Genomic DNA, 15,209 nt, shown 5'->3' with positions numbered 1-15,209 from the left:
CAAATTACGCCGCTGGCCGCGCGCCTGCTGCTCCGTGGCAATGCTTGTATTTGTTGCCTGACCCGCACGGGCAAGGCGAATTGCGGCTGACATTCAAATTGGCATAGGGATTATCGGTGTTCGCCCCGCCCGGCCCCGATGCAGCACGCGGAGATCCCGCTAGCGATCCGAACAGCTCTGGCCGCTCTGCTGAACCATCGCCATCATTGGAATTATCAAGACCCGTCAGCGGATCAATGTGTCCGGTGAGGAAATCGGGCAGATCGGGCAAAGCTTCGGGTTCGGGCTGTTGCTGCACCAATTGCGCGCGGAACAGAATTTTGGTCACTTCCTCGCGCAGGGTATCGAGCAGACCTTCGAACAGGCCAAACGCTTCCTGCTTGTATTCATTGATCGGCTGTTTCTGCGCGATCCCGCGCATCCAGATCACCTGACGCAGCGCATCCAAAGTCGCCAGATGCTCTTTCCAGTGGTAATCGAGCTGGCGCAGCAGCACTTCTTTTTCCACGCCGCGCCATGCGCCTTCGTCATATTCGGCCGTTTTGGTGTCCATCATCTCATCGGTGATCGCGCGCAGGCGTTCCTCGATGATTTCAGGCTCAACCTGGTCTTCTTCGAGCCATTCATCAAACGGCACTTTAAGATTGAAGATCTCGACCAGTTTTTCCTCAAGCCCGGCGATGTCCCATTGTTCGGGATAGGAACCCGGAGGGCACGCAGTGCCGACCATCGCGTTAATCGTATCGTGACGCATATCGAGCACTACGTCATCCACCGCTTCTGAATCCATGATTTCGGAGCGCTGTTCATAGATGACTTTGCGCTGGTCGTTCATCACGTCATCATATTGGACGACCTGTTTGCGCGCTTCGTAATTGCGCCCCTCGACCTTTTTCTGCGCAGTCTCAATCGCTTTGGAAAGCCATTTGGACCCGATTGCCTCACCATCTTCGAGGTTTGAATTCATCATCTTGGAAAACAGCGTATCAGGGCCAAAGATGCGCAAAAGATCATCTTCAAGGCACAGGTAAAACCGCGAAAGACCCGGATCGCCCTGACGGCCAGAGCGGCCACGCAATTGGTTATCGATGCGGCGGCTTTCATGGCGTTCCGTGCCCAGCACAAACAATCCGCCCGCTTCCAAGACCTTGGCCTTTTCCGCTGCGACTTCCTCTTTGAGCTTGGCGATGGCAGCCTCTTTTTCGGGGCCATCTTCCACCGCGCCAAATTCATCCTCGATCAAAAAGTCGAGATTGCCGCCCAGCTGAATATCGGTGCCGCGTCCGGCCATATTGGTCGCGATCGTCACCGCGCCAAGGCGGCCCGCCTGCGCCACAATATGCGCCTCACGTTCGTGCTGGCGAGCGTTCAGGATTTCGTGTTTGACGCCTTCTTCATCGAGGAATTTGCTAAGCAATTCAGACTTTTCGATGGAGACCGTGCCAACCAGAATGGGCTGGCCAATCTCGTTCTTTTCCTTGATGGCTTTTGCAATCGCGGCAAATTTGTCCATCGTGTTTTTGTAAAACTCGTCGTCCTCATCAACGCGCGCGACGGGAAGATTGGTCGGAATTTCAACGCAATTGACTTTGTAGATGTCCCAAAATTCCGCCGCTTCGGTCGCGGCTGTGCCGGTCATGCCGGACAGTTTGGGATACATGCGGAAATAGTTCTGGAACGTGATTGAGGCCATGGTCTGGTTCTCAGGCTCAATCTTGACTGCCTCTTTCGCCTCGATTGCCTGGTGCAAACCGTTGGACAGCCGCCGGCCTTCCATCATCCGGCCGGTAAATTCATCAATCAGGATAACCTTGTCATCCTTGACGATGTAATTGTCATCGCGCTTGAACATATGGACCGCGCGCAAGGCCTGATCGAGATGATGAACAACTTGCGTGTTTTCAACGTCATAAAGGTTGTCGGTTTCCAGTAGCCCTTTTTCTATCAGAAGCTTTTCAACCTCTTCGTGGCCCTCTTCGTTCAATTGAACATTGCGCGCCTTTTCATCCTTATCCAGCCATTCGTCAGGGATTTCCTTGGCCACTTCGTCAAGTGAAACATAAAGGTCCGATTTATCCTCGGTCGGCCCGGAGATAATCAGCGGCGTGCGCGCTTCGTCGATCAGGATCAGAATCCACCTCATCGACAATCGCAAAAGAGAACGGGCGCTGCATCATTTCCGCGCGCGAATGCTTCATATTATCGCGCAGGTAATCAAAGCCAAACTCGTTATTCGTGCCGTAAGTGATGTCGGAATTGTATGCTTCGCGCTTGGTGTATTCGTCCATATTAGGGACAATCACGCCCACGCTCAGGCCCAGCCAATTGTAAAGCTTGCCCATGTCCTGCGCATCGCGGCGCGCAAGGTAATCGTTGACAGTAACAACGTGAACGCCCTTGCCCTCAATCGCGTTGAGGTACACCGCAAGCGTCGCCATCAGCGTCTTACCTTCACCTGTGCGCATTTCGGCAATCTCGCCGCGATGCAGCACGATGCCGCCGATCAGCTGGACATCAAAATGCCGCATGCCAAACACGCGCATGGACGCTTCGCGAACGGTTGCGAACGCTTCGGGCAGGATGTCATCCAGCGTGCTGCCGGTATCCAGCTTTTCGCGAAAAGCATTGGTCTGGGCGCGCAGCCCTTCATCGGAAAGCGCCTGAATTTGTGGTTCAAGATCATTGATTTGCTTAACGATCTTACCAAGCGATTTGACATAGCGATCGTTGGAGGAGCCAAATACGGATTTGACGAGAGCTTCGAACATGGATGGATTCCTGAAACGGATGCGGCCCGCTTGTGGGGCCATGAATTGTGAGATGTGGGAAAACCGCGCAGCCAGCGCGAAAAGGGAAAAAACGAGGCGCTATTCGTAAGCGCGCTCAACACCCATCAATACAGGCAAACGCATTGCCTGCGGCAGCGGCTGAAGCGCAAGCTCGCCCTGTTTCGCATCGCGCTGATCGGCTTTTTCTGATGCGATTTTTACTTCGCCATGATTGGCCTGCGCGGCCGTTTCGGCGCTGGCCTCAACCCCGGTATCGCACGCAGCCGATGCCTCAGCCAGATGCGCATGCACTGGCTGGCTGATCGCAGCAAGGCCCGATAACAGGGCGAGAAAGGCAAACAGATGCCGGGTCATGTGGTCTCAAATAGGGTCATTCACCGCTCACGTCCACCGCAATGGCGCGTTTGACCGGTGATGAGCGTTATCGCAGCGTCATTCTAAGATATCATTAGCCTCGACTAAAACCTTAAGATTAACCTGCTTTGCCACCGGATAGCCATTTTCGTCGCGGTAGACTGCGCGCGGCGGACGATCCACGCCTGGACAAGGCTCGCGCTCAAAACTCTTGCGCATCGTTTCGCTTAGATCGCCAGACATTTCATTCACGTTGCAGTTTTCAACCTTGCCTTCGGCTGTCACGGTGAACGTGACATCGATGACGGTGTTGCTGCCGAATTCGGGCTGTCGCTTGCCCCAATCGATGTAATCGACATACTTGCCCGGGACAGGCTGCCCTTCCGCATTCAGCGCAGGCTCAAACGCCCCGCGCTCCATCGCGATAGAGCAAGTCTTTTGATCGAGAAGGGCTGAGCCAGACGAGGCGAGAATGGTGCACTTTTCGGGCTTGCCCTCTTTGCTGACAGAGAGTTCAAACCTCACCGATCCCTCGTCACCTGCCACCCATGCCTCAGGCGGATAGTCGGCAGGTTTCGCCCCTAAGAGGTCGTATGAAACTAGCCTTGGCGGAAGGCTCCCGTCATCGTTCTCAATAACCTCTGGTGGCGGCGCAATCGAAATGGGCGGCGGCGCGGGCGCTGTCTCCTCAGCAGCCTCCTGGGCCACTAAAGGCGATGCGAGGGTTGAAAGAAGGCCAATGGCCGCAGCACAAAGATGTTTCCTATTCATCGGCATATTCCTAACCGCCCCGCGCATTTTGGCAATAAGCCAAACGCCGATTGAACCTGGCCCCAATGCCGCTTAGAGCGCTGTGCATTATGGATCTTGCCCCTTCCCCGCTTGCGCTCCCTTTTCCTGATCTGCCCGATATCGCAGGTGTTACTTTGCGTGTTGCTCATGCCGGATATAAGGATGGCTCACCCAAAACCCGTGCTGATCTGACCTTTGTCGAAGTGAGCGAGGGAACCGCTGTCGCCGGCGTGTTCACCCAGTCCGCCTGCGCATCCTCCGAAGTGGAGCTGGGCCGCGAGCAGGTGAAATCGGGCAGCGCGCGCGCTTTGATCGTCAATTCGGGAAATTCCAACGCCTTTACCGGCTATCGCGGGCGCGAAGCGGTGGAGCAGATCATGGCGCAGGTCGCAGGCGGCCTTGGATGCGAGGCGCGCGAGGTTCTGGTGTGTTCAACAGGGGTGATCGGGGTTCCCCTGCCCAAGGATAAAGCGCGCGAAGGCATTGCAGCAGTTCTGAATACAGCCCCATGTTCCTGGGAGGATGCAGCGCGCGCCATCGGCACGACTGATACGTTTACCAAAGGCGCGCACACCAGCGCCATGATCGGCGCTACGCGGGTAGAGCTATCGGGTATTATCAAAGGCTCCGGCATGATCGCGCCCGATATGGCAACAATGCTGGGCTATATCTTCACCGATGCCGATATCGCGCCTGCATTTCTGCAAGAATTGCTCGGCATAGCCAATTCGCAGACTTTCAGCTGCATCACGGTGGATGGCGACACCTCGACCAGCGACACGGTTCTGGCCTTTGCAACCGGAAAGGCCGGCAATGCGAGGATCGAAAGCTGGGACAGCCCCGGCGCGGATGCCTTTGCCGCCGCTCTCACCGATATGTGCCGCCAGCTGGCGCAGGCCGTTGTGCGCGATGGCGAAGGGGCCTCCAAATTCATCACCATCCGCGTGTCGGGCGCGGTGTCCGATGAAAGCGCGCGGCGCGTGGGCCTTGCAATCGCGAATTCTCCGCTTGTGAAAACCGCCATCGCTGGCGAAGACGCAAATTGGGGCCGCGTCGTTATGGCCGTGGGCAAAGCGGGCGAACCAGCGGACCGCGACAAGCTCTCCATCGCGTTTGGCGGGGTTTGGGCCGCGCGCGATGGCCTGCCCGTCGATGATTATGATGAAGCCCCCGTGGCCGAGCATTTGAAAGGCGAGGAGATAGACCTCGCGGTGGAATTGGGCATGGGCGAAGGCCGCGCGAGCGTTTGGACCTGCGACCTCACTCACGGATATATTTCAATCAACGCGGATTACAGATCATGAGCGAGCTTAGCGCCCTTGATACGGAAATTCTCGACCTGATGCGTTTTGCCGCCCAGCGTTCAATGCTGCCGCGTTTTCGCGCGCTGGCAGACAGCGATGTTGAGATGAAAGGCGAGGATGATCCCGTCACCATCGTTGACCGCGAGGTGGAAACGTTCCTGACCGAAGCGCTCACCAAACTGGCCCCAGGGGTCGCCGTTGTGGGCGAAGAAGCGGTTCATGCGGACAAGAAAGTGCTCGATCGTTTGTCAGAGCAATGCTGGATCATTGATCCGCTGGACGGCACAGCGAATTTTACCGAAGGCAGAGAACCCTTCGGTATCATCATCGCTTTGGCTGATGCGGGCAAAACGGTTGCGGGTTGGATTTACGATCCGAACAAAAACCGGTTTTGCCACACCCGCGCAGGCGAAGGGGCGTTTATCAATGGCGAGAAAATCAAAGCGCGCACCACGGGCAAAACCCCGCCTGTGACCGCCGTCAGCCGGATGTTCCTCACCGAAGAACAATCCGCAATGGTCGTTGAAAAGCTCGCCCCGCATTACACTCTGGTCGATATCCCGCGCTGCGCTGCTGAACAATATCCCCGGCTTGCGCTGGGCGAAAACGATGTGTCGAGCTTCAAGCGGACATTGGCCTGGGACCATGCAGCGGGCGTGTTATGGCTGAACGAAGCAGGCGGGAAAGCCGCGCGGCTGGATGGCAGCGAATACCGCGTCGACGAACACGGCAAACCGGGATTGGTCGGCGCATCCAGCCCAGCGATCTGGGATGAATTTGCCAGTCGGGTACTAGATTGATGCGAGTCCCCGCGCAGGCGGGGACCTCTCTCTATATGCGAAGAGGCCCCAGCCTCTGCGGGGGCTCACCACAAATCAGATCGCGCTTTCAATCCACTCTTTCAGCTGGCTTTTCGGCACTGCGCCAACTTTGCGCGCGACCTCTTCGCCGTTTTTGAACATCACCATGAGCGGGATCGACTGGACGCCCATATCCGCTGGCACGCCTGTGCTTTCCATGATGTCCATTTTCGCGATAGTCACGCTATCGCTCAATTCCTCGCTGATCTCTTCCAAAGCGGGCGCGATCATTTTGCACGGTCCGCACCAATCGGCCCAGAAATCGACCAGCACGGGCTTATCGCTATCCAGCACATCGGTTTGAAAACTGTCATCGGTTACATTGACGGTAGCCATATCTAAGGTCTCCTGAAAAGTGTTGCATTGCATCTAGTGCGGCAGGCGCGATCACTCAATAAGCGGCGGCAGATAGCTTTCCTGCGTCTTGCCCAAAGCATTCTTGTGCGCTTCGATCAGTGCAGCGGGCAATTCGAACAGCTGCGGCGCGTGTGTGTAAAGCAGGCCAGCGCGAACGCTGCGTCCCGGATAGATCACTTGCAACGCCGCGACATAGGCCGCCATCTGGCGCAAAGCCGCACGCGGAACGGCATCCACGCCGGCAGGCGGGCGGCGCGTGGTTTTGTAATCGACCACCAGAATATCGCTGTCTGTCACCAGCAGCCGATCAATCGTGCCCGCAATCACCGCGCCATCAACCGTTGCGGCCAGCGGCACCTCGGCCAAAGTGCCGGGCGCAAACAGATCGGCAAAGGCGGGGTGTTCCAGAACCTTCATCGCATCGCTGAGCATATCGGCCCGCGCCGCCTCTGACAGATCAGCCGCTTGCCGGCCAAGCCATGCCGCACCCGCATCGCCCCGCAAACCGGGCGCAATATCGGGCAAGCGTTCGAGCAATTTGTGGATCAACACCCCGCGCCGAGCGGCCTCTGGCGCGCTCGCAGCACCGGTGCCAAGCGGCGGATCGCTGCCCAGATCCTCCCCTGCATTGCTGGGGGCAAGCGGGCGCGGCGGGCGCGGCTCCTCGCCAATAGGTGTCGTCGCCCAATGCGGCAGCTTGGTCGCTGTTGGCGCTCCGCCTGCATCATCATCGGGCACCAGCGGATCGGCGCGCACGCCCCATTCGCGGCGTATCCCCCAGATGCCATCGTCAATCTCGTGCCCTTCAAACAGCGGGGCAAGCCGCGCATACCAGCTATCCTCGTGCGGCACGCCGTTTTTCGCTGCACGCGGGCCAAGCGACCCGCCCACAAACAGCGCTTCTTCTGCGCGTGTCATGGCGACATACATCAGCCGCCAATGTTCCTGTTCCTGAGCAGCCTTGGCCGCGTCCTCGGCCTCTTCCACTCGCCCGGCTTTTTCGGTTTTGGAAAGCGCGGGCAGCGGGATGGAAGAAGGCGGGATGTCATCCGGTGCACCGCCCAGCGCCATCTCTTGCAGTTTAAGATCACCGGGCGACCCCGGCGCGCCTGCTGCATCGGCAAGGATAACGATCGGCGCTTGCAAGCCTTTGGAGCCATGGACGGTCATCACCCGCACTTGCCCCGCCGCGCTGTCGGCATCGCGTTTCAACTCAGCAGAGCCTGCTTCAAACCATTGGATAAATCCCGCGAGGCTGGGCGTCCCAATCGTCTCATAGGCGAAAGCGGCGTTGACCAATTCGTCAATCGGATCATTCGCCTCGCGCCCCAATCGCGCAATCAATCTGGATCGGCCCTGCCATGGCCCCACCAGCAGCCAGGAAATAAGCGCCTGCGGGGTCTGATAATCGGCCCGCCGCAGCAATTCGCGCAAGGCATCAGCGGTTTGCGCGGCAAAAGGAGCGTCTGATTTGCGCAGGTGATCCCACAATTTCACTCCGTAATCGCGCGGAGCATATTGCAGCAGATCATCCTGCGACCACCCGAGCAATGGCGAAACCAGAACGTTAGCAAGCGACAGATTATCATAAGGTTGTGCAGCAAACTTAAGAGCCGCTATCAAATCCTTCACAGCCAGCGGATCACCCAGACGCAGCCGATCAACCCCGGCAACGGCCACACGCTTTTCATGCAGTTTGGCGACAATTTGCCCTGCTAGCTCGCGCCGTTTTTGGACCAGCACCAGCACATCGCCTGCTTGCGCATGGCGCGGTGTGTCCCCTTTTTCGAGCACCAGCGGCTCTTCAAGGCTGACCCATCGGCGCACCTGTTCAGCGATTTTCTCGGCGAGCACCGTTTCATGCTTGGCCAGCCAATTGCGCCCTTCGCCATCGTCAGAATTGCTTTCGACTTCGTTTTCGCCCGCAATCACCGGCTTCCACAAGGTGACCTGTCCGCCCAGTTCCGGTTTGAAAGATCGGTGTTCTTGGGGCGGTTTATCAAGGCCGAACGCATCGTGCCCCAACTGCGCCATCGCCGCATTGACGAAATTCAGCACCGCAGGCGTGGTGCGATAGGAAAGGCCCAGCTCCAATTCCTGCCATGTCGGCACGCGGCGCTGATCGCGCAGGCCGCTGGCATATTGCTGAGCAGAGGCAATCTGGCGCTCAACCTTTTTGCGAGCGCGCGCGAAGTTCTCAGGGCTGGTCCCCTGAAACCCGAAAATGGCCTGTTTATAATCGCCGACAGTAAAAATGGTGCGCAAGGCATCACCCGATGCCCCGTCGCCGCTGAAGAAATCATCGATCAGCGCAAACACAATATCCCATTGCGCCTGATTGGTATCCTGCGCTTCGTCGATGAGAATGTGGTTAAACTGGCGATCAAGCTTATAGCGGATCCAGGCAGATGTGTCGGGATTGCCCAGCAATTGCGCCGCTTTGACGATCAGATCGTCAAAATCGATCAACCCCTCGCGCGCTTTGGCCGCTTCCCATTTGTGCGCAAATGCGCCGCCCAACTCAAACGCAGCGGTAAGGAAATGGGACAGCGCAAGCAAAGTGCGGCGCTCTTCCACTCGGCTGACCGCATCTGCGATCAGATCCTGCCCCTCGGCAAAGCCAGGCGATGCCTCGCGCGGTTTTTTGAGCACCAGACTGGCTGTGCCGTCCGCTTTCAATAGCGTCTTGCGAAACATCGGGTAAATATCGCGCCGAACAGCCTCATCCGCGCCGATCCATTGGGCAATGAAATCAAGGCATTTATCCGCCGTTTTCGTGCCCCATTCGCGCAAAGGCTCAACCATTGCGGCTGCCTCGCTATCGGGGAAGACATCAGGGTGCAGACCTTCAAATGCCCAATCCTCATCCGCGCTGACGGGAATTTCAATGAGGCGGCAAACCCGCGCGCGCATCGGGCGTTTCCACGGCGCATTTCCGTGCCACATCCCGCTTGCCCCGGCGCAGCGCATCAACCAGCTCTGCACCGCTGCGGGATCCTTGCGCGTGGTCAGCATGCGCATCGCATCAAGCACAACCGCGTCGCTATTCGCCTCTGCCTCGATCAGCACATCGGCCAGCACATCGCGGGATAGCAGGTCGCGTTCGCGGTCCTCCATCGGGCGCGCACCGGGGGCGAGATTGGCCTCTTCCGGGAAATTGGCGAGCAGCCACTGCGAAAAAGCGTGGATCGTATCAATCCGCAGCCCCCCGCCGGGACAATCGAGCACGCTTGCAAACAAAGTGCGCGCATGGGCCTGTGTTTCAGGACCGATATCTGCGCCCAGCGCCTTCAATTCCTTACTAAGCCGCGTGCCCGGCATCCTGACCCAACGCGCCAGCACCGAATTGATGCGGATCGCCATTTCGGCCGCGCCCGCTTTGGTAAAAGTCAGGCACAGAATATCGCCCGGATCGACATCGGGGCGAAGCAGCATTCTGAGTACACGGGCCGAAAGAACCTGCGTTTTGCCCGTGCCAGCAGAGGCAGATAGCCAGACATTATCCTCAGGCTGCGCTGCTTTCAGCTGGTTGCCGATAAGCGGGAAAACCTTGCCGCTCATGCGTCACCGCCGGCGGTGCTGCCCGCGAACAGATCAATCGCCCATTCTTCAAGCCGCATCAGTTGATCGTAATCCGAATAGCCATCGTAATCAGGGTTTTCGCGCGCGGTGAAAGGCTGCGTGCCTTTCAGGTATTTGGCAATCGCCTCGGTCAGCTTGGCTTCGTGATGGGGGAGGAAATCCTCGGGCGGCAATCCGGACCGTTTGCCCGGCAATTGAACGGGCGACTGGACATAGCCAAATTCGCCTTTGTCTTTGCCAGATGACCAATATTCAAACGCGCTTGCCTTGCCGCTGATTAACCGGGTGCCTTCTTCAAAACTGCCATATTGCGCGATCAGGCCAAGCAGCCCCAATTGCAGCGCATAGCCCGCTTCAACCTGATCGGGTTTGGGCGGCGATCCCGTTTTATAGTCAACAATGGCAAGGCTTCCATCTGCCATCAGATCAATCCGATCAGCCCGGCCCAGCACGCGCACGCCGTTAAATGTCATCGCGCCTTTGATCTCTGTGGCAAGGATTTCTCGCCCATCAGCGCGCGCTTCGGTTATCCACGCTTCAAACCGCTCCAGCGCGGCCAGAATGCGCGGTTGCCACAGCCCGCGAAACAGCGGGTGGACATTGCGTTTTGCGAGGAAATCACGCGCAAAATCGGCGATATTCTCGCTTGCCCCTGCCCTGTTCCATGCATCCAGCAGATCATGCACCAAAGTTCCGCGCAAAGCGGGATCGCTGAACGGATCAGCGCCCAGCGGATCAAGCCTGCGCAGCTGCAAAATCTCTGAGGCGTAAAACTGATAAGGATCGCCCAGCAACCGATCGAGCGCGGTCACTTTGATCGCGACATCGCGCTGTTTCGCGGTCGGGCACGGCGCGGGGACCGGGTATTTGGGCGGATTGTCAGGCGGGGTCCGGTCGATCAGCGGCATGATCGCAGGAATATCGCGCAAAGTGTGCTCGCGCGTCATATCCTCGCCCAGCAAGGCGGTGACGCGCAACCAGAAACGCGAAGGCAAAGTTGGCCCATCGGCATCGCGCAAGGACCGGGTCAGCACCACTTCGCGCGCGCCCATTGCGCCGGCCAGATCGTGCGCGGCCAGCCCGATGCGGAATTCAGCCCCCGGCACTCCCAATGCGCGCAGAATAGGCGGGGCAAGCACCGGATCAGGCCCCGGCACTTGCGGCCAGCTGCCTTCATTCAGCCCGGCACAAATCACCAGATCGGCGCGCGCCATGCGCGATTCCAGCAGGCCATAAATCGCAATACGCGGGTGGCTGCCATAAGGGGGGCGCACTGCAATCTCGTCCATCGCCTCGCGCAGGATGAGCGCCAGATCAGCAGACGCAATCTGCGTGCCCGCATTGCGCGCGTGGAGGCGCACATCCTCAATCATATTGGCAAGAGCGCGCCCATCTTCGAGCGCCCAGACATCCTCGCCGCCCAGCGCCTCAGCGGTCTGCGCGCAGGCATCAAGCGCGTCGGCCAAGCCGATTTGCGCAGGCATGTCGGTGACGGGGCCAAGCAGGCTTTCCACTTCGGCAAACCACTGCGCCACATCCGCTTTGCGCGCGGTTTCGCGAAGCGGTTCAAGCCCGGGCGCAGGCGCCGGGCCGCGCAATCGGTGATCAAAAGCGCGCAGTGCAGCAAGCCACGGGCCGCGTGCACCTTCGGTTTGGGCGCGCACCAAGGGATGAGCCAATGCCGCGATCAATCCGGCAGGCTCCAACCCGTCAGACCCGATTTGCGCAATCAGCCCCAGCAGTCGCCCAGCAGCCGTCAGAGACAAGGGCCGCCCTGCACTGTCGTCAGCTGTTATATTCCAGCGCGACAAATGCTGCACCACCCGGCGCGCCATGGACCTGTCGGCGCTGATGACAGCGATGCGTTTTTCCGGCGTTTCCAAAGCCTCTCGCACCATCAGAGCGATGGCCTGCGCTTCTTCTTCGGATGTGCCAGTTTCCATCAGGGACAGACCCGGCATCCGCCGCTTATCTGCATCCAGATCAACCCAGACCTTGCTCGCGTTGGGCGGCAGGAATAGCGAGCTGATCGCTTTGCTGCGCTGCGGGGGTGCGGCCCCTTCGCCTTTGCGATGCCAATTGCGAACCTCTCCGCGTGCAGCGCCCATGCGTTCGAGCAGCAATTTTAGGTGATATTGAGGATGGGTGACGGCATCGCGCCTGCTGAAGGCTTCGCCACCAACTTCGTCAGCAGCGCCTGCTCTGCCAAGCTCGTCCCACGCCTCCTCGCTCATCGCCAGATCGAGATCGGGCAGCACGACCGACCCCTGAGGCAGCCCTGCGACCACGCGCAGCAAGCGCGCCAAAGCTGGCGCGGCGCTGGTAACGCCAGTCGCAATGATTGGCGATTGCGGCGGGTTGGCGCGCCATTGCTTTGCCGCGCGATCAAACAAAGCGTTGCGCCGCGTGGCCGCATCCACTTCGCCCGTTCGGGCCAGGCGATCATTCCAGTGCGCTTGCACATTGGCAAAGATGCGGATCGAGTTTTGATAGTGCTTTGAAATGTTCTGAAATTCGTTGATGACAGCAGGATCAACCAGATCAGCGGGCGATTTCTCCTCAACCAGCAATCGGTCCATCACGCGCGCAAAATCACGTGCCATGCGCAGCCGCACCGCGCCGGGGAGCGGGGGCTCATTTTCCTTGGCGCGTTCCTGCGCGATCAATTCGGCCAGTTCCAGCCAGCGCCGCCCCGGCTCCACCGCAGGCGCAATCTCGGCCGCATCCAGCGGATCGAGCAGCGCGCCCAGCGCCTCATCCAGATCAAGATCGCCAATCGCGACCATGCGCGGCATCAGCAGGCCCGCATCGCCCGAATGCCGGATAAATGCCTCGGACAAAGTGCGCGCGGCGCGGGTGCTGGGGACAAGCAAAGTGGTTTTTGCAAGGCCCAAAAGCGGGTCTGCGTAACGCGGCACCAATCCGGCCACCAGAGCATCAGCAAAGCCGCGATGCGCAGCGATGGAATAGAGATTGAGCGAGGATGTATCAGCCACGCTGGAGAGCGTCTTCGGTAGGCTTGATCGCTTGCGGCGTGCCGACCTCATACCATTGCCCGGTAAAGGACACGCCGAACAGACGGCCTTCCTCTATCGCGCGGTTCCACAATATATTGGTTGAGAATTTGCCATCGGGCGCATCGCGCAGCAGGCGGTGCGATACCAGCTGAATGCCGGTATAGATGAACGGCGCAATCAGGCCCGGACGCCGGCGGGACAATTTGCCGCGCGGGTCCATATAAAAATCACCCGTACCGCTAAAATTGGCCGCGCGAATATGCGGGACGACCAGCAGCAATGCGTCCATTTCATCTGCATTCCAGCGTGCCGACAAATCAGCGAAGGCATCGCGCGGACCATCAAGCCAGATATTGTCCGCATTCAAACAGAAGAACGGATCGGCAAGCTTGCTTTGCGCTTTGACCATGCCGCCGCCTGTTTCGAGCAGCGCCTCACGCTCATCCGAGATGACGACTTTGGGTGCGGGCCGGTCCAGAACATGCGCCTCCAGCGCATCGGCAAGGTAATGCACATTGACCACTGCGCGCGCCACGCCCGCTTCGGCCAAGCGGTCAAGGGCGTGATCGATTAGAGGTTTGCCGGCGACGCGAACCAAAGGCTTGGGCTGGCTGGCGGTGAGCGGGCGCATGCGTTTGCCCATTCCGGCGGCCATCACCATAGCAGTATCGCTGGCAAGGCCGTGTGCTCCTGGCTCCTTTGTCATGCGATCGTGCCCCCGCCCGATGCGCGCAGATCGGCAGGGATATTGGCATCAAACCACGCGGCCACAGGGCTGAGCGCGCTATGCGCCAAATCACGCTCCATCGCGGCCCAGACCCGCGGGATCATGCTGAGATAGCGCGGCTTTCCATCGCGTTTGTAAAGCCGGGTGAAAATGCCCACAATCTTCGCATTGCGCTGCGCCCCAAGCCGCGCGTAATCGGCGGCAAAGTGTTCATCAGGCTTTGCGCGCGCCACATACCGTTCCAGCATGGCGGCCTCTAACTCGGCCGAAACATCGCGCCGCGCATCCTGCAACAGCGACACCAGATCATAAGCGGGATGGCCGGCAAGCGCGTCCTGAAAATCGATCAGTCCTTGCGTCGCAGAAGGCGATCCGCCCAGCAGCATGATGTTTTCCGCATGATAATCGCGCAGCACTGTCACTGGCTTTGCCTGACGGGCAATCATGGGGCCAAGCGCTTCTTCCCATGCTGCGATATAGCTATCGACATCGACATCAAGGCCCTGGGCCGGCGCATACCATTCGGTCAGCAGAGCCACTTCGCGATTATATGTCGCCATATCATAGGGATCAAAAGGGCCTGCGGCGCGCTGATGCAATTCAACCAGCGCATCAATCGCGGTTTCGTAAGCGGCGGTTTCGCCGTCGGGATTTAGGTCTATCCAATCGCGCATCCGGTCATCGCCAAAATCCTCGATCAGCACCCATCCGCGCGCTGCATCATCGGCAAGGATATCGGGCGCGCGCATGCCGTTTTCGCGCAGCCAATGGGCGACTTTCAGGAACGGCGCGGGATCTTCGTGCGGCGGCGGAGCGTGCATCAGCATCGCCTTATCGCCATCCGGTTTGGCTCCATCCGCTTTGGACAATCTAAAATAACGCCGGAACGAAGCATCGCCGGGAATGGGATCAATCGCCGCATCCGCCCAGCCCGCTTTATCCAGAAACGCGCCTATGCCCTCGGGTAGATCACTCATGCGGTACATCACTCATATTGTGCGCCTTAGCCAATCCGCCCCATATCTCGCAATCGCAATTCGCGTGTGATCCTCAGGGTTGTCAGACCTTTCAAGTTCAATGTGAAGGCATCCCGCCTCATGCGCAAAGCCGCCCGCATGATCGGGCCATTCAGCGATCAGCGCTGCGCCCTCGCGGTAATCATCAAGGCCTATCTCTGCCAGTTCGCTCGGATCGTCCAGACGGTAAAAATCCGCATGGACAATCGGCAACCGCAAAGGGGGCGCATCATAGGTTTCGATGATAGTGAATGTGGGGCTTGGCACTTCGCCTTGGTGCCCCAAAGCGGCGAGCATAGCGCGCGCCAATGTCGTTTTGCCAGCGCCCAGCCCGCCTGACAGCGCGACCACATCGCCCGCGCGCAATTGCGCAGCGATACGCGCGCCATATTGAGCCATAGCCGCAAGATC

Annotated in this window: 10 protein-coding genes and 1 pseudogene; 2 read left to right on the top strand and 9 right to left on the bottom strand. The window is 58.9% G+C overall.

Annotated elements, in window-relative coordinates:
- Window positions 1-4: 4 nt before the first annotated feature.
- The 3 genes and pseudogenes from secA to AC0V6W_RS14745 form a co-directional block, all read right to left on the bottom strand.
- Window positions 5-2,768: pseudogene (secA, locus tag AC0V6W_RS14755) on the bottom strand (preprotein translocase subunit SecA).
- A 99-nt stretch (window positions 2,769-2,867) separates the two neighbouring features.
- Window positions 2,868-3,143, bottom strand: coding sequence for a hypothetical protein (locus AC0V6W_RS14750; RefSeq protein WP_486151234.1), 276 nt, complete (start codon window positions 3,141-3,143; stop codon window positions 2,868-2,870).
- A gap of 78 nt (window positions 3,144-3,221) precedes the next feature.
- A complete protein-coding gene (locus AC0V6W_RS14745) occupies window positions 3,222-3,914 on the bottom strand; it encodes an energy transducer TonB (RefSeq protein WP_486151232.1) in 693 nt (230 codons plus the stop codon).
- An 89-nt stretch (window positions 3,915-4,003) separates the two neighbouring features.
- On the opposite strand from AC0V6W_RS14745, the gene argJ reads away from it, so the two are divergent.
- Together argJ and AC0V6W_RS14735 are read left to right on the top strand one after the other, a co-directional pair.
- Window positions 4,004-5,239: a bifunctional glutamate N-acetyltransferase/amino-acid acetyltransferase ArgJ gene (gene argJ, locus AC0V6W_RS14740; RefSeq protein WP_486151677.1), complete on the top strand. Its 1,236-nt coding sequence runs from the start codon at window positions 4,004-4,006 to the stop codon at window positions 5,237-5,239.
- Window positions 5,236-6,039, top strand: coding sequence for an inositol monophosphatase family protein (locus AC0V6W_RS14735; RefSeq protein WP_486151230.1), 804 nt, complete (start codon window positions 5,236-5,238; stop codon window positions 6,037-6,039). Before argJ ends, AC0V6W_RS14735 begins: the two co-directional genes overlap by 4 nt.
- Before the next feature lie 75 nt (window positions 6,040-6,114).
- Here the strand turns inward: AC0V6W_RS14735 and trxA are convergent, their stop codons facing one another.
- From trxA to tsaE, 6 genes are read right to left on the bottom strand one after another with little or no spacing between them, the layout of a single operon-like run.
- Window positions 6,115-6,435: a thioredoxin gene (gene trxA / locus AC0V6W_RS14730; RefSeq protein ID WP_486151228.1), complete on the bottom strand. Its 321-nt coding sequence runs from the start codon at window positions 6,433-6,435 to the stop codon at window positions 6,115-6,117.
- Between the two features lie 51 nt (window positions 6,436-6,486).
- The gene (gene addA / locus AC0V6W_RS14725; RefSeq protein ID WP_486151226.1) at window positions 6,487-10,017 is read right to left on the bottom strand and encodes a double-strand break repair helicase AddA; all 3,531 of its coding nucleotides are present in this window, start codon (window positions 10,015-10,017) and stop codon (window positions 6,487-6,489) included.
- Entirely contained in the window at window positions 10,014-13,034 is a 3,021-nt protein-coding gene (locus AC0V6W_RS14720) for a PD-(D/E)XK nuclease family protein (protein WP_486151224.1), read from the bottom strand. The genes addA and AC0V6W_RS14720 overlap by 4 nt, the downstream gene beginning before the upstream one ends.
- Window positions 13,027-13,761, bottom strand: coding sequence for a nucleotidyltransferase family protein (locus tag AC0V6W_RS14715; RefSeq protein WP_486151222.1), 735 nt, complete (start codon window positions 13,759-13,761; stop codon window positions 13,027-13,029). Before AC0V6W_RS14715 ends, AC0V6W_RS14720 begins: the two co-directional genes overlap by 8 nt.
- Window positions 13,758-14,759 carry an aminoglycoside phosphotransferase family protein gene (locus tag AC0V6W_RS14710; RefSeq protein WP_486151220.1) on the bottom strand — a complete coding sequence of 334 codons (1,002 nt, stop codon included), beginning with the start codon at window positions 14,757-14,759 and terminating at the stop codon, window positions 13,758-13,760. The genes AC0V6W_RS14715 and AC0V6W_RS14710 overlap by 4 nt, the downstream gene beginning before the upstream one ends.
- A 12-nt stretch (window positions 14,760-14,771) precedes the next feature.
- Entirely contained in the window at window positions 14,772-15,197 is a 426-nt protein-coding gene (gene tsaE / locus AC0V6W_RS14705) for a tRNA (adenosine(37)-N6)-threonylcarbamoyltransferase complex ATPase subunit type 1 TsaE (RefSeq protein ID WP_486151675.1), read from the bottom strand.
- Between the last annotated feature and the right edge of the window lie 12 nt (window positions 15,198-15,209).

Source organism: Erythrobacter sp. JB1-7 (genome assembly GCF_057365015.1).
Note: the sequence above shows the minus strand (reverse complement) of the source record. Positions and strands in the feature narration are given on the sequence as shown.